Source organism: Nostoc linckia z4, from assembly GCF_002608075.1.
GTDB lineage: Bacteria > Cyanobacteriota > Cyanobacteriia > Cyanobacteriales > Nostocaceae > Nostoc > Nostoc linckia.
Window position 1 is genome coordinate 31,384 of the sequence record NZ_LAHA01000033.1, and the last position, 22,832, is coordinate 54,215.

Sequence of the window (22,832 nt, forward strand, 5' to 3'; positions counted from 1 at the left end):
AAGTTCGGGTAATCACTTACGATTCAAAATTCTCTGTGTCAGAGCGTCTCAGAATTCCCTGTTTTATAAAACTGGCAATTGATTAAACAAGACCCAATAAAAACCAAGCTGTTGGACTGCTTGATTGAATTGTTCAAAATCCACAGGTTTGACGATGTAACTATTTACCCCAAATTGGTAACTCTCGATCATGTCTCGTTCTTCAGCGGAAGAGGTGAGGACTACAATCGGAATCATTTGTGTGCGTGGATCGGATTTGAGTTGCCGCAATACTTGTAATCCGCTTACCTTTGGCAGTTTCAAATCCAGCAAAATTACTTTGGGTTGATTGGTGATGGTGCGGTGGGCATAGTTTCCTTGGCAAAAAATAAAATCTAGAGCTGCTGCTCCGTCCTCAAGCAGTTGAATTCGATCGCCAATTCTGCCGCGACGCAATGCCCGAATAGTTAATTCTGCATCAGTGGGATTATCTTCCACTAGGAGAATGGAAATTGGTTGCTCAGAAGATTGTTCAGTGGAGCGATGGCTGGGTTGATAAATCATGGGTTAGTTATTGGGAAGCGTGAAATAAAAGGTCGCGCCTCGATCGCTCTGTGCTTGGGCCCAGATGCGCCCTCCGTGACGTTTAATAATGCGTTGCACGATGGCCAATCCAATACCAGTACCTTCAAATTCTTCTTCTCGATGCAGGCGTTGGAAGACCCCAAACAAATTATCGGCATAGCGCATATCAAATCCTGCTCCATTATCTTTGATAAAGTACACTCCTTCGCCATCAATCCTCTGATAACCTACTTCAATGCAGGCAAGGGGTTTGTAGCGGGTGTACTTGATGGCATTGGATAAGAGGTTGAGCCAAACTTGTTTGAGCAGGGAAGCATCGGCTAGACATACAGGTAAATCAGCGATGGTAAATTCAATTTCACGACCAGACCAATCCGGGGTTAAATCATTGAGTGCCATTTGAATAATTTCATTGGCAAACACTGGCTGTCGCGAAATTTCTTTGCGATCGAAACGAGATAAAGTCAACAAATCATCGATTAATTCACCCATGCGTTTGGCATTGTCGCGGATCACTTTCAAGTAACGATTGCCTTCGGCATCGAGTTGCTGGCTGTAATCTTCCTGCATCATTCTCGAAAAGCCATCAATGGCCCGCAACGGTGCCCGCAAATCATGGGAAACTGAATAAGAAAATGCCTCCAAAGCTTTGTTAGCAGTTTCTAGTTGGGCAGTTCGTTGTTTGACTCTCATTTCTAAAGATTGGTTGAGTTGGTGCAGAGCATCAATGGCCCTTTTGCGCTCTAATTCTGCTGCTGCCCGTGCGGCAAACACCTCTACAATAATCTCTATTCGTCGCCGATCTGATAGTGGTCGCACGTCGAGAATGCAAAGATTACCAATGGGTTCGCCGTTGGCATTTTTTAAGGAAATACCCAGATAACTATCTGCCTGCATTGTTACCAAGTCTAAGTCTTCTGGGAAAAATTGCTGAAGGCAGCTTTCACAGTAAAACAATCCGTATTTCAAAGCAAATTCGCATGGTGTACGCGCTGGAAAATACGATATTTCTGTTTGCAATGCGCCATGCGCCCAAAAAGCCAAAGCTTTGAGTTTGCCTTCTACTAATTCAGTTACCAGGGCATAGGGGACGTGCAAGGCTGCGGCAATATGATGAACCAAAGCCGGAAAAAAATCTTGTCCTGTAACCGCAGCTGTTCCCATCACCAAATTTTTCAGTGTTGTTTCTGCTCTTGTTAATTCCGCTTCTCGCAGCTTCGCCTCACTGATATCCCGGACGATGGTAGAAAAATATTCCACGCTACCATCTGTTGCTTTGTGAGCAATAACCATTTGGGAAACTGGAATTTCTCTGCCATCACTGGCCAGCAAAGCAATTTCACCAACCCAAGTCCCGTCTCTAATTGCCGTGGGAATGCCCTGATTTTGCAGAATTTCTAGTGCCCATTGGGGATGGTAGTCGGAGATCTTCAAGGTGGAAAGGTCTGTATCGAGAGAAATACCGCGCAGTTTGCGTAACTGAGTGTTATTCCAGAGCATATTGCCGAGTGAGTCTGCCATGCCAACGTAGTCGCTGGTGGCTTCCAGCATCGACATTAAGCGATCGCGGTCTTTTTGGGCCCGTTGGCGATCGGCAATTTCAGCCCGTAGGGATGCGTTCATTTCTGCTTGCTGCTTTAATAAACGGGCATTATCAATGGAAATAGCTGCCTGAGTAAACAACAGGTGCAACACTTGAATGCGCTCTGGAGTAAATGCCTTGGCCATCAGATTGTTTTCTAAAAGCACAATTCCTGTTAGTTTTCCGTGGTTCAACAGCGGAGTACAAAGAATTGATTTCGATTGACGTAGGGCAATCCAAGGTTCGGACTGAAAGTTGCCTTCAGCAGCAGCACGATCGAGGACGATGCTTTCTTTGGTGTGAGCCACGTAATTGATTAAGGCGGTGGGTAAATCAGGATTACTGTCTTTTGATTGTAAAGTGGCTTGATTCTCGCCAATGGATTTCATCGCCTCAATGCGCCATTGGCCTTCTGTGGGTAAAATTAGATAACCTGTTTGCGCCCCGGCATTTTCAATTAAAATTGTCATCAGTTTTGCCAGGAGTCGATCTAATACAATTTCACTGGCGATCGCTTGGGAGGCTTTCAACACTGTTTCTAAATCCAGTGCTGCTAACTTCGTTGCTGCTGATTCTGTGACGTTAATTTGTCGGACTTCAGTTGTTGGCAAGTACACTTCTAACAGTTGGGGATACTGTTTTTCCAGATTTTGCACTTTCGCGGTTGCTCCCCACTTTAGATAAGCGTACTTCGCTTCTTGCAAATAAGCTTTGGCGATGATAATGCGGTTTTGTGCTAAATAAAACTTTGCTGCCAGTTCCTTTGCTAAAGCTTCTTCTTGCAGATATTGATTTTCTCTGGCTAAGGCGATGGCGCGATCGTAGGCGTCCATTGCTGGAACTACTTCACCCAATACCCGATGTCGTTCTGCTTCTACTAAGTACCACTTGTGTAAATAGTTCATCGGGGCATGGTGCGCCCAATTTTGCATTTTTGCTTGATTTTCTGCCACTTGTTCCAGCAATTGGCATTGTGTTGCTGTGTCTGTGTCGCAATACACCGCCAGTCGGCATAGAGAATCGTAGAAGCTAAAGATGGCAACTAAAGCCGCTCCCGTCATGGCTGGTAAATATTCTTTGGCCAGGACTGCATTGGCTAAGGCATGGTTTGTCGTGGGAAATTGTAACAAAGATTCGTTTTCGGCACACATGGCCTGATTGGCATTGCCAAATAAGTAACAGAGAAATAATTTATTCAGGTAAAAATAAAACAAACCTGCATGAAAGTTCGTTTGTTGCATCTGTGGTAGCCTAGTTGCTTCATCAAAAGCTTCACCAGACAGCATCCCAGCATCGGCAACTTCTTCAACCAAATTCAAAACAGTCTGGGAGCAAATTTCTACAAAATCGATGCCAGCCGAATGCTTGATTTGTTTTACTGCTTGAGTATAACTAGTCAAATGTTGCTGAAGTTCAGGGAGAGGTTCGCCGATGGCCAATGAATAACCACAAACATACATGGCGGCGTAACCAGCAAATTCTAAATCGCCTTGCTCAAGACCAATTTGATAGCAATCCTGGAGGAGTTTGAGGCTGTTTTTCAGGTGTGTCTTCCAAACGTTAATTTGATTGCTCACCGCAAACAAGGTTCTGGCTTGAATGGCTTTGGTATCTGGGCCCAGCAGACTTAAAGCCAGTTGACCAAATTGATACCCTGCTTCAATGTCAAAGACGACTCCACACAGAATAATTCCATAGGCAGCATAGGCAAAGGAAGCCAAGGTCATATTTCCGTACTCAATCAGTAAATCTACCATTTTGAGTACAATCAGTAGAAATAAGGGAGGTACTGCCAAATAAGCTGATGCACACATCCTTGCTAAAAGCTGCATTGCCGCCAGGATTTCTGGCTGGGACATGATTGGCAGGTCAACCAAATCTTCAATGCGTCTGTTTGCCAATTGAGAGGCAGTTTCCTTTAGTGCTTGCTGAACATCCCCAAGGCTTGGGGCAATGGGGAGATGAATTCCTAATTGTTGGAGTAACTCTAAACCGATTTGAATGGCCTCTAGTAATTTATTTTCTGCCACACAAGTCTGAATTTTGACATCGTAAACTTTTAACCTGGCTAGTAAGGTTGTTGTGTGATGCAGTACTTCTTGGAATAAAGGCTCTACTTGCTGAAAATTGCCACTGAGATAAGCTGCTTCTGTGGTGGCATTATATACGCTGAGGGCGAAGTCACGATTTCTTTGCCAACTATCCGTTGTTAGGAGATCCAAAGCAATTTGCAAATATCGCCAAGCAGCGTCATAAGCGGCTGATGCTTTGGCTTTTTCTCCTGCCATGAGGTTTAACCGAGACAATTTATCTTGCTGGGATTGATTTTCGATGAGTTTTTTCCCCAGGTTTAATTGGTTGGTGATATCAAAAATTTTGTACTCTAACTGTTGTGGGGGAGTTATTTGCAACAAGCACTGTCCTAGTTGCCAATGGACGTTGCACTGTTGGGCTTGGGGAATTAGGGAATAGGCAGCTTGTTGGATGCGATCGTGGGCAAACTTGTATTTTATTGGAGGCGAGTCGGCTGTTAGTGGTATACCTAATACTACTGATTTGTGGGCATTGCTCAAAGGTATAATCAAACCTTGGGCGATCGCTATTTCTAAAGCCTGGGCAGTTTCTCGCTGGGATAATTGGGCGGTCAATGTCAGAGTTGGCAAATCGAAACAGTTACCAATACAGGCTGCTAGCTGTAAAACTTGCTGTGTCCGTTTGTTCAGCTTTTGAATTTTAAGAGCCATCAAATGTACAACATTGTCCGTAATTTGCCGCTGCTGAATTTCCTCCATCGACCATTGCCATTTTTTAGTTTGGTAATGGAATTTTAATAGCCCCTCAGCATAAAGAGATTTCAAAAATTCATTCATGAAAAAGGGATTGCCACCAGTTTTTAGTTGTAGTAGTTCTGCTAACAACAGGGAATCTCCCAGCTGACAATGCAATGTATCGGCGATTAATTGATTGATGTCAGCGAGAGTTAAGGGTGACAAATAAACTTGATTTACTACTCCTCCAGTTTCGCGGATTTGCTTCACCATCCGCATCAAAGGATGGCTGGGATTTACCTCGTTATCTCGGTATGCCCCAATTAACAATAAAGATTGCCCTCTGGTGGCAGTGGCTAGTAATTCAATTAGCTGCAAGGAGGCATTATCTACCCACTGAAGATCGTCCAAAAAAATTACTAAAGGATGTTGCCAACGGCTAAAAACGCCGATGAAATTTTGGAAAACTTGCTGAAAACGATGTTGGGCTTCCATTGGCGGCAAAACAGCTACATCTGGTTGGCTACCCACAATCAACTCCAATGCTGGAATTACCTGGGTAATGACTTTACCGTTGGCACCAAGGGCAGCTAAAAGATGCTCGTGCCAATGACATAGTTGTTCTCGATCTTCAGTCAGTAATTGTTTGATTAATGACTCAAAAGCTTGGGCAATGGCATAGTAAGGAATATGGCGCTGATACTGGTCAAATTTCCCAGCAATCAAGTAGCCTCGTTGTTCTGTAATTAGCTGAGAAATTTCCTGTACCAAAACTGACTTGCCAATACCGGAATATCCCCCAATCAGCATCAGTTCAACTTGCCCATCAGACGCGTCCATCCCCAGGCGGCCTGCCACTCCTTGAAATGCCGCTAATAATCTCTCCACCTCCCTTTGTCTGCCATAGAGTTTTTCTGGAATCTGAAACTTGTCAGAAATATCTTGTTTTCCTAGCAAAAAAGACTTGATAACTCCGGTGTGTTGTAGCTGCTGGAGACACTCTTCTAAATCAGTTTTAATTCCCCAGGCACTTTGATAGCGTTCTTCTGCTGTCTTGGCTAACAGTTTTTGGACAATTTCTGAAACCATCACCGGAATATCTGGGTCAATAAAATGGGGTGGAACGGATTCTAAAGCTAGGTGATAATGAATTAATTCCAGGGCATCGCTGGATTCAAAAGGCAATCGATTGGTCAACAGCTGATAGAAAGTAGCACCTAGAGAGTAAAAATCAGTTCGATAGTCCAGGGAACGGTTCATTCTACCTGTTTGCTCTGGAGACATGTAAGCTAATGTTCCCTCTAGGACTGTGGGATTTTTAATAGTTAAAGTCTCGCGCGATAAGTCAGTTGAAATTCCAAAATCAATAATTTTTAGCTGTTGTGTTTCGAGATTAAAAACAATATTTGAGGGATTAATATCTTTATGAATAATATTTGCACTATGAATTTCGGATAAACTCTGAGTTATCTGAATCGCTAATTTAATAAACTGTGTTAAGGTAAATTTTCTAGTAGTGATAATTTTTGCTAAAGACTCTCCGCCAAAATCCTCCAAAATGAGTATAAAAGTATTTTGATATTGTTGGAAATCATAAGCCTGAATCACACCTGCCAATGATAAACTGCGTGTAATTTCGTATTCCAGCTTATAGCGCGTGATTTCTTCTGGTGTGGGGTAGTCTTTCTTCAAAACTTTGAAGATTACAGGCAAACCATCCGGTTCATGAATTCCTCTGTAAACACGTGAATTAATACTTTCATGGATTTTTGTCCGAATTTGATATTCAGGAATTTCCAGCATAGCTTAACCGCCTGCAAATATTACACAGAAGGACAAAGCCTGGTCGATCGGAATTTTAGATTTTGAATTTTCAAGTTTAACTAGAATAATTCTCAATTTCAAATTTAAAAATAGTTTCAGAACCAGAAAATTTAAATCTAGAATAAATTTCAAACCCAAAAACCTAAGAAAATCTGAAATCGGCAATTTGAAATTCCCAAAGAATTAATTCACAAAGTTGATTATACAATAACCAAACCCGATTAACTCATTTACCAATACTGGAGGAATTTTCAGAAAAATTTCAAAGCAAATATTGTGGGATTAGTCGATGGGTTACTAAGGAGATTGTAGGATGAGTGAAACCTTGAACGTCCTGATTGTTGAAGATTCCGAGGCTGATGCCGTGTTAGTTCTCAGTGAATTACGTCGTGGTGGTTTCAATCCAATCTGGCAGCGCGTCCAAACAGCCCCAGAGCTAGTTGCAGCTCTCAATAGTGCTAGCTGGGATGTAATGATTTCCGATTACCGATTGCCAGGATTTAATGCTCCTGCGGCTTTGGAAATAGCCAAGCAAAGTCAAAAAGATATTCCTTTTATTTTAGTTTCCGGCACCATTGGCGAAGTGTTGGCTGTGGAAATGATGAAAGCCGGCGCGCATGATTATGTGATGAAGGATAACTTAAATCGATTGCCAGAGGCAGTGCGTCGAGAACTTCGGGATGCACAGGTAAGAGCAGAGCGCAAACAAGCCCAAAAGCTGTTACAAACATTAGCATCTAACATACCCGGAATGATTTACAGCTTTGTATACCATTGCGATGGTTCTACTGTCTTTGAGTATATCAGTTTGGGTTGTCTGGATCTTTTAGAGTTAACGCCACATCGAGTTTTAGCAAATGCTTCTCTTTGCTTTGAACAAATTCATATTGATGACCGCAGAGAATTTTATACAGTCGCCAAAGAAAGCGCTCAAAATTTAAAACCATTTTCTTACGAATGGCGATTAGTAACACCTTCTGGCAAACTCAAATGGGTACAGACAAATGCTCGTCCTGAGTGTCGAGAAAACGGGGATATTGTTTGGTATGGTGTTTTATTGGATGTGACGGAGAAAAAACAAGCACAAGAGTTGATTATCCACAATGCTTTGCACGATCCATTAACGGATTTACCAAATCGGACACTTTTGGTGGAAAGGCTGGAACTAGCCATTAACCGAGCTAAACGAGTAGAAAGTTATCGTTATGCAGTTTTGTTTCTAGATCTAGACCGATTTAAAGTGATTAATGACAGTTTAGGACACTTAGCTGGAGACCAACTACTCAAGGATATTGCTCAAAAGCTCAAAGCTCATTTACGGGAAGTTGATTTAGTTGCTCGCATTGGCGGTGACGAATTTGTCATTTTGCTAGAAGATATTCCTGGAATTGAAAAAGCCATTCAAATTACCGAGCGTATCCTCAAAGATTTTCAAACACCGTTGATACTGAATGATGCTGAGGTAGTTATCAGTACAAGCATCGGCATTGTTTTAGGAACAAACGATTATTGTCAAGCCTCCGATTTGCTGCGGGATGCCGATATTGCTATGTATCGAGCCAAAGCTCAGGAAAGAAGTTCGTACAAAATTTTTGATGTCAAAATGCACACCCAAGCAGTAAATCGGCTGACTTTAGAAACTGATATCCGTAAAGCTTTAGAACGAGAAGAATTTGCCATTTACTACCAGCCGATTATCGATCTCCTTGGTGATGCTGACAACAAGCAAAGTCAACCCCAAGCAGGGCGGTTGATTGGATTTGAAGCATTGGTGCGCTGGCAACACCCCACCCGCGGGTTTGTTTTGCCCAGGGAATTTATGGCGATCGCTGAAGAAACCGGACTCATTGTGCAAATCGATCGCTGGATGCTCTACACAGCTTGTCAACAACTGGCAACCTGGAAAAAAAACTTTACTACTCATTTACCGCTCAAGATGAGTATTAATCTTTCAGCTCAAGATATTCGCCAACCGAGTTTAATTGAAGACATCGATGGCATCCTAAACCAAACAAATTTAACAGGGGATTCCATAGTCTTAGAAATTACTGAGAGTATGCTCATTGAAAATATTAGTCAGACAATTCATTTATTAACCGAGTTAAAAGCCAGAAAACTTCAAATTAGTATTGATGATTTTGGTACTGGTTATTCATCACTCAATTATCTCCATCGCTTACCCACCGATAATTTAAAAATCGATCGCTCCTTTGTCAGCCAGATGCAAGAAGGAAACCGTAATTACCAAGTTGTCAGTACCATCATTGCTTTGAGCAATCAACTGGGATTAGGTGTGGTTGCAGAAGGTATTGAGACACCACAGCAACTTCAATGGTTACAGCAGCTAGGATGCGAATTGGGTCAAGGTTACCTATTCTCCCAACCTCTGGATCGCCAAACAGCAGAAGCACTTCTGGCAAGTAACACTTTATATTTATCAAAAGCGACGGTAAACCCACTCCTTGAAGGAGTGGAAACGGTGTGAAAAAACAAAACTATGTTAAGAAAAATCAAATAAACTCAAATTTTCTCCCTTCATACCTCCTGCCTTCTTCCAACCAAAAATGTTTGCCTCAATCTACTTAAACAAACCATTAGCAGATTTTATTCGAGCAATTTTCAGATGAATTTGGATAACTACCTTTTTTAATTTTAATAGAGAAGATTAATCATAAATTTTTAACAAGGACTACATCATCTCAGAATTCTCTTCTAAAGAGAGAAGTTTTTCCATACAATAAAAATCTATCTAGAGATCACTTCCTAAAATTTGCAAACTCGCTTAGGTTGTATACAGCCTGTGCAATAAGTATTGGTTGTTTTTAAACATTTTCATGTTCCATATTCATTATTCACAATTACTGCGTTATGGCATTTCTGTATTAAATGTGGCACTGGCATTAGTGTTAATGCTGATGCTAGACCCTTGGCTAAGCATGAGTGGAACTCCTTTTCTACTATTTTTTAGCGCTGTAATGGTGAGTGCTTGGTATGGAGGTTTGAAATCAGGGCTGTTAGCAACTCTCCTATCTGTACTACTGAGCAATTACTTCTTTTTGCCCCCTGTTTTTCAGTTGAGTTTTGATACATCCAATTGTGTGCGAATTGGGTTGTTTGCAATACAGGGGTTGCTTTTTAGTGTCTTATCCGAGGCATTAAAAACTGCTGAAAAAGGAGCCGATATCAATTTACGAAAACTTAAAGTCTCTGAAGAAAGATTCCGTCTAGCCTTGAGCAGTTCAGATATTATAATCTTTCAGCAAGATCGCAATTTGCGCTATCAGTGGATTCATAATCCTCAAGGTGGAGACACGACACTAGAAATCCTGGGTAAGTCTGATGCTGATTTATTTCCCGCCTCAGTGGCAGAAAAATTAACAACAGTCAAGGAAAGAGTATTAAAAACAGGTATTTCCACCCGTGAAGAAGTTTGTTTGCCACTGTGTGGAGAAAACCATTACTATGATTTGCTCATTGAACCGTTAAAGGATGCAGATGATTGCATTCATGGTGTTACTTGTGTGGCTGTGAACATTACCGAACGCCAGCAAGCAGAACAAGAAAAGACGAAATTGCAGACAGAACTTCAGCAAGCTGTCCAACAAAAAGATGAATCTTTAGCATTGCTTAATGCTTGGTTGAGTACTTCACCTGTGGGCTTGGCTTTCCTCGATACCGAACTTCGCTATGTTTACGCTAATGAAGCTCTAGCAGCCACCAATGGAGTACCACTGAGCCAACATTTCGGTCGCACTTTTCGGGAAGTACTACCGGACTGGGCAGAGCAAGTAGAGCCTGTGTTTGAGAGAGTAATGGCAACCAGACAGCCTTTACTTAACCAGGAAATCAGCGGTGAAACTTATCCCCCAGGGGTGTATCGTTACGGTATTGTCAGCTATTATCCGGTGTGTCTAGCGGATGGGCAGTTGCTAGGAGTAGGAATTACATCAATTGATATCACTCAACAAAAGCAATCTGAGCAAGCATTACGGGAAAGCGAAGCCAAGTTTCGATCCGTAGTTGAATCGAATATGATTGGCATTGGCTTTTGGGAGAAAGACGGCAAAATCACAGAAGCCAATGATGCCTTATTAAATATGTTGGGTTACTCTCGTGCAGAATTAGTTTCTGGGCAACTTAACTGGCGAAACTTGACTCCACCAGAGTATACACCACTCGATGAGCAAGTACTGATTCAACTGGAAAACAGCCCTTTTTGTATTCCTTTTGAAAAAGAATATATCCGCAAAGACGGCTTGCGCTTGCCAGTTTTGATGGGTGCTAGCCATTTTGAGGGGACTCTCCAACGAGGAGCTTTCTTTGTTCTCGATATTACAGAACAGAAACAGGCCCAAGAAAGACTCCGCTACATTGCCCAAGTTAGCAGTATACTCTCTACTTCCCTGGATTACGAGCAAACCTTAGAACAAATTGCCAAAATTTCAGTTCCCCAGCTAGCAGATTGGTGTAGCGTTGATATTGTCAATGAAGATGGTTCCATTCGCCGCTTACCCATTGCCTATGCAGACCCATCGAAAGCCGAATTAGCAGCTAAACTTCAGGAGTATCTGCCAGATTCCAAGAGTGCAATTACTAAAGTCCTGAAAACTGGGCAAAGTGAATTAATCACAGAAATATCTGACTCGCTATTAGTAGCAAATACTCAAAGCCAGGAACACTTACAACTGGTTCGGCAATTGGGGATGAAATCTGTGATGATTGTGCCGCTAATCGCAGGAAGGCAAGTACTCGGCTGCATTAGTTTTGTCACTGCCCAATCAAACCGTCGCTACCATCACTCTGATTTGACATTAGCAGGAGATATTGCCTATCGTGCCGCCTTAGCGGTGGAAAATGCCAGACTTTATCAAGACATTCACCAAACTTTAGTCCATTATGCCGAATCTTTATCTCTTCTAGATGCCCTGCTAGCAGCTGCTCCCGTTGCTGTATGCTTTTTAGACCGCCAACTGCGATATATCCGCATTAATCAGGTATTTGCTGACATTAACGGTTTAACCATAGAAGAACATTTAGGACGCAGATTTCAAGAAGTACTACCAGAAATGGCGGCTGAATTGGAAGTACAGTTACAGCGGGTGTTGGAGACTGGAGAACCACTGTTGAATGTCGAAATCAGCACCCAGACACCAGGACAAGCCGAAAGTTACGAACACTGGCTGGGCAACTATTACCCAGTGAATAATAGCATGGACGAAACTGTGGGCATTGGGATAATTCTTGCAGATGTCACAGTAGCAAAACAAACAGAAGTTGCCTTGCGAGAAAGTGAAGAAAGATTCCGGGCAATGTTCAACCAAGCTGCTGTGGGCATTGCTTTGGTAACCTTGGATGGACGATTTCTTCAGGTTAATCCGGCATTGTCTGAAATTACTGGATACAGCCATGATGAGTTAATTCAAATGAACTTTCAGCAAATTACTCATCCTGACGACTTAGAAGTTGATAGGCAAAACGCTGGGCGAGTTTTGGCACAGGAAATTAACGGTTATTCCGTAGAAAAACGCTACTTCCGCAAAGATGGTTCCATTGTTTGGGTTAATCTCACTTCATCAGCAGTTTGGAATAGTCAAGGACAACTCAAGTATGCGTTAGGAATTATCGAGGATATTAGCGAACGCAAACGAATTGAAGCCAGTCAACAGTTTTTAGTTGAAGCCAGCACCCTACTAGCTGCCTCGTTGGATTATGAAATTACCTTAGCTAATGTGGCTAATTTAGCAGTTCCTACCCTAGCCGATTGGTGTATTGTGGATGTTTTTCAGGAAGATTGGTCGAATAAACAAATTACCATCGCCATTGCCGACCCAACAAAACAAGATATTTTAAAGAAAATCCAACAACATTATCCACCAAAGGGCGGGACACAGCAGCTTTTACAGCAGCTCAAGTTAGGAATATCTGTGTTTTATCCCGAATTATCTAACTTCCATCTTTTACAGATGGCTCAAGATGAGGAGCATCTGCAATTGCTACAAAGCCTGGATATTCATTCTTTAATGGTGATTCCAGTGCGTTCTCGCGGGCAATTATTTGGGGCAATTTCCTTTTTTACTGCCGAGTCTGGTCGCCGCTACCAACAAGCAGACTTAGCTTTAGCAGAAGATATTGCTCGTCGTGCTGCCACAGCTATTGATAATGCCAGACTCTACCAAGAAACTCAACAGGCAAAACAAGCAGCTGAGCTGTCAGTCAATCGTACCGTACTTTTACAGAGCATCACCGCCGCCCTTTCAGAAGCCCTCACCCCCAAAGAAGTAGCTGATGTGGTGATGAATCAAGGAATTGCAGCCTTGGGAGCCTGTGCCGGTTCTGTTGTCTTACTAACTCAAGGAAATACTACCTTGAAAGTTCTGCAAGCAACTGGCTATCCCGAATCAGTTATAGATACCTGGGAAAGTTTTCCGATTACTGCTCCTACCCCAATTGCAGAAACAATCAGAACTAAGAAGCCGATTTTTTTAGAAAATCTCGCAGCTTTGAGGGTAAATTATCCCAACTTAATTGACGCTATAGCTTTGACTGGTAATAATGCCTGGGCTTCCATACCATTGATAGCAGAGGGAAAAGCCATTGGCGCACTGGGATTTAGCTTTGCTACTGCCCTAACTTTTAACGAAGAAAACCAAAGATTTATGTTGACATTGGGGCAGCAATGCGGACAAGCCATCGCCCGCGCTCAACTTTACGAAGCAGAAAAAACCGCACGGGCACAAGCTGAGACTGCCAATCGAATTAAAGATGAATTCCTGGCGGTTCTTTCTCATGAATTGAGAACTCCCCTGAATCCGATTTTAGGCTGGTCAAAGTTACTCAGAACCCGCAACTTTGACGAAGCAACTAAAATCCGTGCCTTAGAAACAATTGAACGCAACGCCAAGTTACAAACCCAACTAATTGAAGACCTACTGGATGTGTCGCGGATTTTACAAGGTAAATTGAGTTTAAATCTCCATGCAGTGGATTTAAAAGTTGCGATCGCCGCCGCACAAGAAACAGTACGTTTAGCAGCAGAAGCCAAATCAATTGAAATTCAGGCAGTGCTGAATGATATCGGCAAAGTTTTAGGCGATGGCGATCGCCTGCAACAAATCATGTGGAATTTACTCTCCAATGCAGTTAAATTTACACCACCAGAAGGACGAGTAGAAGTCCGTTTAGAAGAGGTAAGAGAAGAGGACACGGGGACATGGGGACGCGGGGACGAGGGGACACGGGGACGCGGGGACGTGGGGACACAGGGACGCGGGGACGCGGGGACGCGGGGAAACGGGGACGCGGGGACGCGGGGACGTGGGGACGTGGGGACACGGGGAAACGGGGACATGGGGACACAGGGGCGCGGGGATGCGGGGACACTCTCCGCGTCACCGCGTCTCCCCATCACCGCGTCCTCTTCTCCTGGCTATGCTCAAATCCAAGTAATTGATACAGGTAAAGGAATCAGTCCAGAATTTTTACCCCATGTCTTTGACTACTTCCGCCAAGCAGATGCCAAGACAACCAGAATATTTGGTGGACTGGGATTAGGACTAGCAATTGTGCGTCATTTAGTTGAACTTCACGGGGGCACAGTTGAGGCAGACAGTCTAGGAGAAGGACAAGGGGCAACCTTTACAGTGAAACTACCTTTGCTCAAAAGTGCCGAGTTACGAACTTCCAGCCCAGAATCTTCTAACTCAGAACTGAATACCGAAGAATCATTGCTTTTGGGAGTCCAAATTCTGCTTGTGGATGACCAAGAAGATGTACGCGACTTTTTTAGCTTTGCCTTAGAACAATATGGAGCAAATGTAACCCCGGTAGCATCGGCAACTGAAGCATTAGAAGCACTAGCAAAGTCAAAGCCAGATATTCTGTTAAGCGATATTGGAATGCCCTTGATGGATGGCTACATGCTGCTGCGCCAAGTGAGAAAATTGCCACCAGAACAAGGTGGAAAGATTCCCGCCATCGCTTTGACTGCTTATGCGGGAGAAATTAACCACAAGCAAGCACTGGCAGCAGGATTTCAAAAACATCTACCGAAACCCGTAGAACCATTGGATTTAGCTAATGCGATCGTTAATTTAATTGCCAATTCTTAATTCATCAATAAGGGAAGGAATCCCCACGTCAGGGGAGATTACTACACTTGTACTCGTTTAACAAAAACGGAACATCTCACAAAATTGCTACGTCCAAACATCGTGTACGCTAATTCTAGAAAAGATTTCTACTATAGCAATCTTAAATAGTTTGTGAAATTACATGTTACTCGTTGACTGTTGACTGTTAACAATTAACACCAATATTTTTCACAACTCAAATAGGATTGCATATTTGAAATTTGATTTTGTCAAAATTTAAGTAAAAATTAACTAATGATTTGTATGCGTTTACCTATTTCTATTGCTGTGATTTTAGTATCATCTTTAAGTTTAAATGCTCCAGTATTCTCTATGCCTCCTGTGCAAGTGGCACAAAGTCCAAAAAGCAATAATTTGAGTTTAAAACAATTAAGAATTTACCAACTATTATGGAATGGACGAAAGATAGATAACTATCGCTATACGCTAACTAATAACTGCTTTTGCATTCCTGAAGTTAGAGGGCCATTAAACATTGAGGTACGTAATGGTATCACAACTTCTATCACCAATGCTCAAACTGGTGAGCCTGTAAATACTGAGCTATTAACTTCCTACAGTACAATTCCTAAACTTTTTAATCTGATTAGAGATGCTATTAATCGCGGGGAATCCCAACTGAGTGTAACCTACAAGCCACACAAAGGTTATCCAACTCAGATTAATATTGGTAATCTTGCTGCTGATGCTGGAGTTTTCACTACAATTAGCAATTTTCAAGAACTTCCTGAAGCGATCTAAGATTATTAGGTATCTTTGAAGCAAGCGATCGCCACTAGACTGATGATTGAAGTTGAGCATCTGAGTAAAATATACGGTTCTACCCCAGCGATTACTGATGTCACTTTTAACGTGGAACCAGGGGAAATTTTAGGGTTGCTGGGGCCGAATGGGGCTGGTAAAACTACAACCATGCGGATTTTGGCTGGTTACTTACCGGCAACTAATGGTAATGCCCGGATTGCTGGTTACGATGTCCATGAAAATTCCCTGGCTGTGCGCCAAAAAATTGGTTATTTACCGGAAACACCACCGTTATATCCAGAAATGACGGTGGAGGGGTTTTTGCATTTTGTCGCACAGATTAAAGGAATTCCAGCAGGCGATCGCCATCAAAAGGTAACAGCAGCCATTGAGCGTTGTAATTTACAAGATAAGCGGCGGGTAATTATTCGCAAACTGTCTAAAGGATATCGCCAACGAGTGGGAATTGCTCAAGCGATCGTCCACGATCCTCCAGCAATCATCCTCGATGAACCTACCGTGGGACTAGATCCTCGACAAATAATTGAAGTACGGAATTTAATTAAAAGTCTCGCTGGTACTCACACAATTATTCTCTCTACACACATTCTCCCAGAAGTGAGTATGACTTGTAGCCGCGTTGCCATCATTAATCGCGGTAAAGTAGTCGCAACGAATACACCAGATAATTTAATGACCCAGTTGACAGGCGGTTCTGGGTATGAAATAGAAATCGAAGGAGAAGCCGCCCTAGCGAAACAAGTATTGCAAAATATTGCAGGGGTGAGTTTGGTAGAATCAATTCCCACAGCAGGAGGTCATCAAGCCCAGGCAAACCGGGCTTATTTGCGGGTGATATCCCAACCGGGAAAAGAACCAGGAAAGGATATTGCCACAACTTTAGTACGTGCGGGATTCGGCTTACATGAATTGCGGCGAGTTAACGCTACCTTAGAAGATGTGTTCTTGCAACTGACCACAGAAGAAAAGAATTTAGAAGCAGTCACACAAGGAGAAGCCGCATAAATGGGTGTAGTACTGAGTAATATTATTGCCATTTATCGCCGAGAGTTACAGAGTTATTTTGTATCACCTTTGGCCTATGGAATCGCCAGTGTATTTTGGTTCGTCGCTGGGTTATTTTTCGTGATGATTTTAGTCGGGCCAAATGGCATTTTTGCAGCAGCAGCGACACTAGATTTACAAGCACAACAAGGTTTACCAACACCCACAATAGATTTCGCCTACGAATTTGTGCGAGCATATTTAGATTCAATGGGTGGGTTACTGTTATTTATCCTGCCAATTCTTTCAATGGGACTTTACGCCGAAGAACGTAAGCGGGGCACTTTAGAACTATTAGCCACATCACCAATCACCAATTGGGCAGTAGCTGTAGGTAAGTTATTAGGGGTGGTAACATTTTTTATAACAATGATTGTGCCTGTGTTAGTGTTAGAAGCCATCGCCATCAGTGGATCGAATCCACCAATGACGCCCTCAGTTCCTTTTGTGGGTCATTTTGGTTTAATCTTGCTAGCAGCGGCTATTTTATCTATAGGAATGTTTATTTCTTCACTAACAGACAGCACAATTCTGGCTGCGGTTCTGACTTTTGCAGTAATATTATCACTGTTATTTTTCGATGCGATCGCTAAAAATATCCCTGGTTCCGTAGGTGAAGCCTTGGGTTATCTGTCGTTGCTCAAACACTACAACACCCTCATTCAAGGCATTTTTGATACCAGCGCTTTGATTTTATTTGCCAGTTACATTTTTTTGGGCGTCTTTCTCACAGCTCAATCAATTGATGCACTGCGCTTTCAAAGACAGTAGTCACATAAGTTATGAGTTAAAAGTTAGGAGTTAAGAGTTAAAACTCATAACTCATAACTCCTAGTAATCACAATCAGTTATGAATTAAAAGTTAGCAAGAAAGAGTTAAAATCACTCCTCACTCTAAATTCCCAACTCCTAACTTCTAATTTCTCACTACTAACTCCTCACTTCAGTCTAATTAATATGAAGATAGTTGCAAATAAAAAACTGTGGAAATATCTGTTTTGGTTAGGCCCGTTCTTAGTTGCTGTGGGATTAACAGTAGGGTTAGTCTCCGAACAGTGGGGATTAATTTCCCTAGCATTTTTGATTGCGGGAATTGCCATTATTGGGTCGTGGATAATATGGCAAAGCTACCAAACTAATTTATGGAAGCGCCGTTCTACCCAAGCTGGAACTAATGCCTTGGTGGCAACTCTGGCAGTATTAACAATTTTGGGATTAATTAACTTTTTAGGAACTCGCTATCATTTCCAGGCAGATTTAACAGAAAATCAATTATTCACCCTTGCACCACAGTCAGGGGAATTGGTGAAAGCCCTGCCACAACCAGTTAAAATCTGGGTGTTTGATATTAACCAGAATCCCCAAGACCTGCAATTATTAGAAAATTATCGCCGACAAAGCTCAAAGTTCAATTTTGAATATGTCGATCCCCAAGCTAGACCAGGAATAGCGGAAAAAATTGGTGCGAAAGATTATGGCGAAGTTTACCTGGAATATGGAGATAAAAAAGAATTAGTACAAACAATCAATCAAAATGAACGCCTTTCGGAAATCAGATTAACTAGTCGGCTACAAAAAATCACAAGTGCAACAACAAGCAAAATTTATCTACTCCAAGGTCATGGCGAAAGCCAACTTTCACCCGGTAAAGGTGCAATATCACAAGCTATTGAAGGATTAAAGGATAAAAATTACACAACAGAACCCCTAAGTCTGGTAGAAAATCCTAAAGTTCCTCAAGATGCTGCTGTGGTCATAGTAGCTAGCCCCAAACGAGGATTGTTTGAAGCCGAAGTCAAAGCCTTACAAGAATATTTAAATCGAGGCGGTAGCTTACTGCTAATGATCGATCCTAATACAGATCCCAAACTTGACAGCTTGCTCAAAGAGTGGGGCGTTCGTTTGGATAATCGTTTAGCAGTGGATGTTTCCAGTGAAAACGTCGTCGGACTAGGCCCTGCGGCTCCCTTAGTCACAGAATACGGACAACATCCAATTACCAAAGATTTCCGCAACGATATTTCTTTTTATCCCATTTCCCGGCCTCTGGAAATTACCTCTGTACCGGGTGTCCAAGCCACTCCTCTACTGCTAACCAAGCAGTATCCCCTGAGTTGGGCAGAAAGCGACCTAGAAAGCGAAAAATTAGAATTTAATCCAGATAAAGACCTTAAAGGGCCTCTGACCTTAGGCGTTGCCTTAACAAGAAAACAAACACCCAAATCTACTGTTTCTACAGCCACACCCACACCTACACCCCTACCATCACCAACCACCCAAAACAAAACTTCTCCCACACCTACACCCCTACCATCACCAACCACCCAAAACAAAACTTCTCCCACACCCGCACCATCTCCCCTACCATCACCAACTACCGAAAACAAAACTCCCCCCACACCCGCATCTCAAACACCCACTGAATCACGGTTAGTTGTTTTCGGAAACTCTAACTTTGCCACAGATGGGTTATTTAACAGGCAACTAAATGGAGATGTATTTCTCAACTCAGTTACTTGGCTGAATCAACAAGACCAGCAACCCCTTTCTATCCGCCCCAAAGAACCGAAAAATCGCCGGATAACTCTAACAAGCACCCAAGCCAATGTTTTAACACTGTCATCTCTGTTATTTTTACCCCTCAGTGGGTTAGCAGCAGCAGTTATTCTCTGGTGGAAACGAAGGTAAAAAGAGAGTGAGGAGTGACGAGATAAAGAAGATGAGGGGGATGAGGGAGAATAATAATTCCCCAGTCCCCAATCAACAGTCAACAGTCATCAGTCAACACTCCCTATTTCCCCTATTCCCGACTCCCAATAAATAACAAAATAAAAAAATGAAATTGCCACGAACAACTTTAATATTGGTATTACTAGCGCTGGGTTTAGGCAGTTTTGTTTACTTCTATGAAATTAAAGGTGCTACTCAGCGAGAAGAAATTAAAGAGCAAAATCAAAAAATTTTCTCTTTTGCAGAAGATGATGTGCAGGCTTTAACAGTAAAGACCAAAAAACTCACTGTGAATTTGGAACGTAGCAATCAATCTAGTAACCCTAAATGGCTAATTAAATCTCCAATATCAGAACCAGCAAATGACGCTATTGTTTCTTATTTGATGGATTTGTTGGTCAAGGGTAAGGGCGAGGCTAACGATGGTAAACTACGGACTTTGACAACTCCAGCAAATCAACTTGGACAATACGGTTTAGATGTACCACAAGCAACTATTGATATTACCCTGAAAAATCAGCAAAAGCATCAATTAATTTTAGGAAAACGTAACTTTAATGGTGTTTTTGTATATGCTCGAACTGACACGGCTACAAAACCCGATGGCAATGTAGATGTGCTATTAGTACCTATAGATTTTGAAAATGCTGTAAATCGGGAATTATCGGAGTGGAAACAACCTGTTGATAATGTTAAATCAACACCTTTGCCAAGTAATCTGCCTCTACCGACTCCGACAAATGCCAAATAGGCAATTATAGAGGCTCTTTTGTCTGTTAATATAACCTTCAATAGGGGCTAACAGCTGTTAACCCCTGTTTTAAATCTGCCTATTTTTTCTAATATGGGAATCCAATTTGATTTATGAAAAAATCTAAGTATCTGTAGTGGCGTGTCAAGGCTAAAATGTTGCAATAGATTTTATTGTGGGATGGGTGTCCTCACCCGTCCGGGCGGGCAGGATGCCCACCACACAAGAAAGAATTGACTAATGCACTATTTTAGCTGAAACAGTCCACTACGTATTTTTTCAGAAATAAAATATGAGTCCTATACCAATTTTGAATAGGACTTTTAAAATGTCCTCTGATTCAAAATCAATCTAAAATCTAAAATCTAAAATCTAAAATTGTATGGTCAATCCGACAGCAACATTGCTAATTTCGTGCCCCGATCAACGGGGATTAGTGGCTAAATTTGCGAATTTTATTTATTCTAATGGTGGTAATATTATCCATGCAGATCAACACACAGATTTTGCTGCTGGGTTATTCCTCACGCGCATTGAATGGCAGTTAGAAGGATTCAATTTACCGCGAGAGTTTATTGCACCGGCTTTTAATGCCATCGCTCAACCTTTAGACGCTAAATGGGAACTACATTTTTCTGATACTATACCCCGGATTGCTATTTGGGTGAGCCGCCAAGACCATTGTTTATTCGATTTAATTTGGCGACAACGTGCCAAAGAATTTATTGCTGAAATTCCTTTAATTATCAGCAATCATTCTAACTTAAAGGTTGTAGCAGACCAATTTGGTATTGAGTACAAACATATTTCCATTACTAAAGAAAACAAACTCGAACAAGAAATTCAACAATTAGAATTACTCCGCAAATACAAAATAGATTTAGTTGTATTAGCGAAATATATGCAGATTGTCAGTGCGGATTTTATTAAACAATTTCCGCAAATAATTAATATTCATCACTCATTTTTACCAGCTTTTATCGGAGCAAATCCATATCACCGAGCTTTTGAACGGGGTGTAAAAATTATTGGTGCAACTGCTCATTATGCCACTGCTGATTTAGATGCGGGGCCAATTATTGAACAGGATGTAGTGCGAGTGAGTCACCGAGATACAGTTGAAGATTTGGTAAGAAAGGGCAAAGATTTAGAGCGAGTTGTCTTAGCAAGAGCAGTGCGATCGCACTTACAAAATCGTGTCTTAGTCTATGGTAATCGCACAGTAGTATTTGAGTGATTTTGCATTTGACTGGAGTTTAGACTAGTCTAAACTTCAATTGAAAGAAATAAAAAAAACGCCCCAGGTGGACACTGTTGCTCCTGTTGCGACCTATGTGGCTGGTGTGGGTGGTTGAAATTGCATGACCTTTGTGTTCACGTAGCGTCTCGTAGAGAAGTTTGCCAGCTTGCTATAGAACTGATATTTGATTTCTGAAAAAATTCAGTAGAACTCAAAGAAGCTTCTTGACTGTTGCCTATTGCCTATTGCCTCCTACGCTGTACGAGTTTAGAAATCAAACCGGATTCTTATAGTGAGAATTAACCAAGAAAGTCAGATATACTATTTATACACTGCTGAGAATACATTTCTCTGCAATTTTGAGTAATAGTTCGTGTATATCACCGAACATAAAAAGTGAAATGAATTACATGAGCATTTCCTTTAATATACTCGATAAAACAATCATGAGTGGGTTTGCATCATGAAGAAAAGTAATATCGCGCTAACAACTTTATTAGCAGGATCAATATTCATTAATGCTGGCATGGCAAAAGCCAACACACAATCGGATAGACAAGAAATTATCCAGAGGATAAACTCGATGATCGAGGGCTGCAACGCCAGGAATATCCAACAATGTTACGCTTACTGCTCAGAGAATTTCCAAGCCACTCAAGCAGATGGAACGACTATTAATTTAATAGAAGATATCCAAGGTATACAACGAAGTTTTCAAAAAGCTAGTTACTATCAACTCCGTGAAGAAGTGATTCGTGTTAGTGTTGATGGAAATAGTGCAGGAGTTATAGGTTTACAATACGCTGATTCCATTATTGGCAATAGACGTATACACCGCCAGATTCCATACGAAGATGTATGGAAAAGAACTCATAATGGTTGGCTATTAGTATATAGAAGATGGTATGAAGGAAGTTCTAATGAGGTTGCTATAGGGCAATCACCTACTCAAGCAGCACCATTACCACCTTCCACTAGCATAAATGAGCAATTTAATTTCATATGGCAAATGCCTAGATTTTGGAATCCTTAAAACCAAAACAAAAATCTCTAAAAATTGTGGCATTATTTGGAGATTTTTATTGAAGAAGAATACAGAATACACAATTCAGATTCAATCAGTGGGGGATTCAGACCCGCCACTGATTGTTCGCGTAGCGTCTCCCCTTGGGAGAAGACCACCAAATCGTAGATTTGGTGGGGGTCTTAAACCCGATTATTTAAGAGTTCTCGTACATTCAAGGCTTTAAAACCCCTATGTCTACACGTAGCATATTTGGAGTCGGTGTTTAAATCCCCAACTCCAAATGTCTTTAATTTTGAATTTTGACTTGTTAATTTCCCCTGCCTCTCCGTCCCCAATCCGAAAGCGGAACTGTAGTGTGTGGTGGAGATGACGCATAATGAAGAAAGA

At 41.8% G+C, this 22,832-nt stretch carries 11 protein-coding genes; 9 read left to right on the forward strand and 2 right to left on the reverse strand.

Translation table 11 applies throughout. The features are described from left to right. Positions 1-63: 63 nt before the first annotated feature. Entirely contained in the window at positions 64-543 is a 480-nt protein-coding gene (locus VF06_RS23365) for a response regulator (protein ID WP_099067789.1), read from the reverse strand. A 3-nt stretch (positions 544-546) separates the two neighbouring features. Beyond that, complete coding sequence (locus tag VF06_RS23370; protein ID WP_099067790.1) at positions 547-6,717, reverse strand: AAA family ATPase; 6,171 nt, start codon at positions 6,715-6,717, stop codon at positions 547-549. Positions 6,718-7,051: 334 nt separating this feature from the next. Between VF06_RS23370 and VF06_RS23375 the strand changes: the two genes are divergently transcribed. From VF06_RS23375 to VF06_RS23415, 9 genes are all read left to right on the forward strand, one after another. Further along, the gene (locus VF06_RS23375; RefSeq protein ID WP_099067791.1) at positions 7,052-9,223 is read left to right on the forward strand and encodes a putative bifunctional diguanylate cyclase/phosphodiesterase; all 2,172 of its coding nucleotides are present in this window, start codon (positions 7,052-7,054) and stop codon (positions 9,221-9,223) included. A gap of 349 nt (positions 9,224-9,572) precedes the next feature. Next, complete coding sequence (locus VF06_RS23380) at positions 9,573-14,846, forward strand: PAS domain S-box protein (RefSeq protein WP_099076433.1); 5,274 nt, start codon at positions 9,573-9,575, stop codon at positions 14,844-14,846. 285 nt (positions 14,847-15,131) lie between these two features. Beyond that, a complete protein-coding gene (locus VF06_RS23385) occupies positions 15,132-15,629 on the forward strand; it encodes a DUF6174 domain-containing protein (RefSeq protein ID WP_099067794.1) in 498 nt (165 codons plus the stop codon). A 42-nt stretch (positions 15,630-15,671) separates the two neighbouring features. Beyond that, positions 15,672-16,658, forward strand: a complete 987-nt coding sequence (locus VF06_RS23390) for an ABC transporter ATP-binding protein (RefSeq protein WP_099067795.1) — start codon at positions 15,672-15,674, stop codon at positions 16,656-16,658. Continuing rightward, the gene (locus tag VF06_RS23395; RefSeq protein WP_099067796.1) at positions 16,659-17,468 is read left to right on the forward strand and encodes an ABC transporter permease; all 810 of its coding nucleotides are present in this window, start codon (positions 16,659-16,661) and stop codon (positions 17,466-17,468) included. Positions 17,469-17,654: 186 nt separating this feature from the next. Then, positions 17,655-19,385, forward strand: a complete 1,731-nt coding sequence (locus VF06_RS23400; protein ID WP_099067797.1) for a GldG family protein — start codon at positions 17,655-17,657, stop codon at positions 19,383-19,385. 148 nt (positions 19,386-19,533) lie between these two features. Beyond that, the gene (locus VF06_RS23405) at positions 19,534-20,178 is read left to right on the forward strand and encodes a DUF4340 domain-containing protein (protein WP_099067798.1); all 645 of its coding nucleotides are present in this window, start codon (positions 19,534-19,536) and stop codon (positions 20,176-20,178) included. A 382-nt stretch (positions 20,179-20,560) separates the two neighbouring features. Continuing rightward, positions 20,561-21,415, forward strand: coding sequence for a formyltetrahydrofolate deformylase (gene purU / locus VF06_RS23410; protein WP_099067799.1), 855 nt, complete (start codon positions 20,561-20,563; stop codon positions 21,413-21,415). A gap of 529 nt (positions 21,416-21,944) precedes the next feature. Beyond that, positions 21,945-22,451, forward strand: coding sequence for a YybH family protein (locus VF06_RS23415; protein WP_180267451.1), 507 nt, complete (start codon positions 21,945-21,947; stop codon positions 22,449-22,451). Positions 22,452-22,832 lie beyond the last annotated feature (381 nt).

Coding starts and splice junctions, on each gene's coding strand:
- purU (WP_099067799.1), top strand. CDS start 20,561: ATGGTCAATCCGACAGCAACATTGCTAATTTCGTGCCCCGATCAACGG.
- VF06_RS23370 (WP_099067790.1), bottom strand. CDS start 6,717: ATGCTGGAAATTCCTGAATATCAAATTCGGACAAAAATCCATGAAAGT.
- VF06_RS23390 (WP_099067795.1), top strand. CDS start 15,672: ATGATTGAAGTTGAGCATCTGAGTAAAATATACGGTTCTACCCCAGCG.
- VF06_RS23400 (WP_099067797.1), top strand. CDS start 17,655: ATGAAGATAGTTGCAAATAAAAAACTGTGGAAATATCTGTTTTGGTTA.
- VF06_RS23415 (WP_180267451.1), top strand. CDS start 21,945: ATGGCAAAAGCCAACACACAATCGGATAGACAAGAAATTATCCAGAGG.
- VF06_RS23380 (WP_099076433.1), top strand. CDS start 9,573: ATGTTCCATATTCATTATTCACAATTACTGCGTTATGGCATTTCTGTA.
- VF06_RS23375 (WP_099067791.1), top strand. CDS start 7,052: ATGAGTGAAACCTTGAACGTCCTGATTGTTGAAGATTCCGAGGCTGAT.
- VF06_RS23405 (WP_099067798.1), top strand. CDS start 19,534: ATGAAATTGCCACGAACAACTTTAATATTGGTATTACTAGCGCTGGGT.
- VF06_RS23385 (WP_099067794.1), top strand. CDS start 15,132: ATGCGTTTACCTATTTCTATTGCTGTGATTTTAGTATCATCTTTAAGT.
- VF06_RS23395 (WP_099067796.1), top strand. CDS start 16,659: ATGGGTGTAGTACTGAGTAATATTATTGCCATTTATCGCCGAGAGTTA.
- VF06_RS23365 (WP_099067789.1), bottom strand. CDS start 543: ATGATTTATCAACCCAGCCATCGCTCCACTGAACAATCTTCTGAGCAA.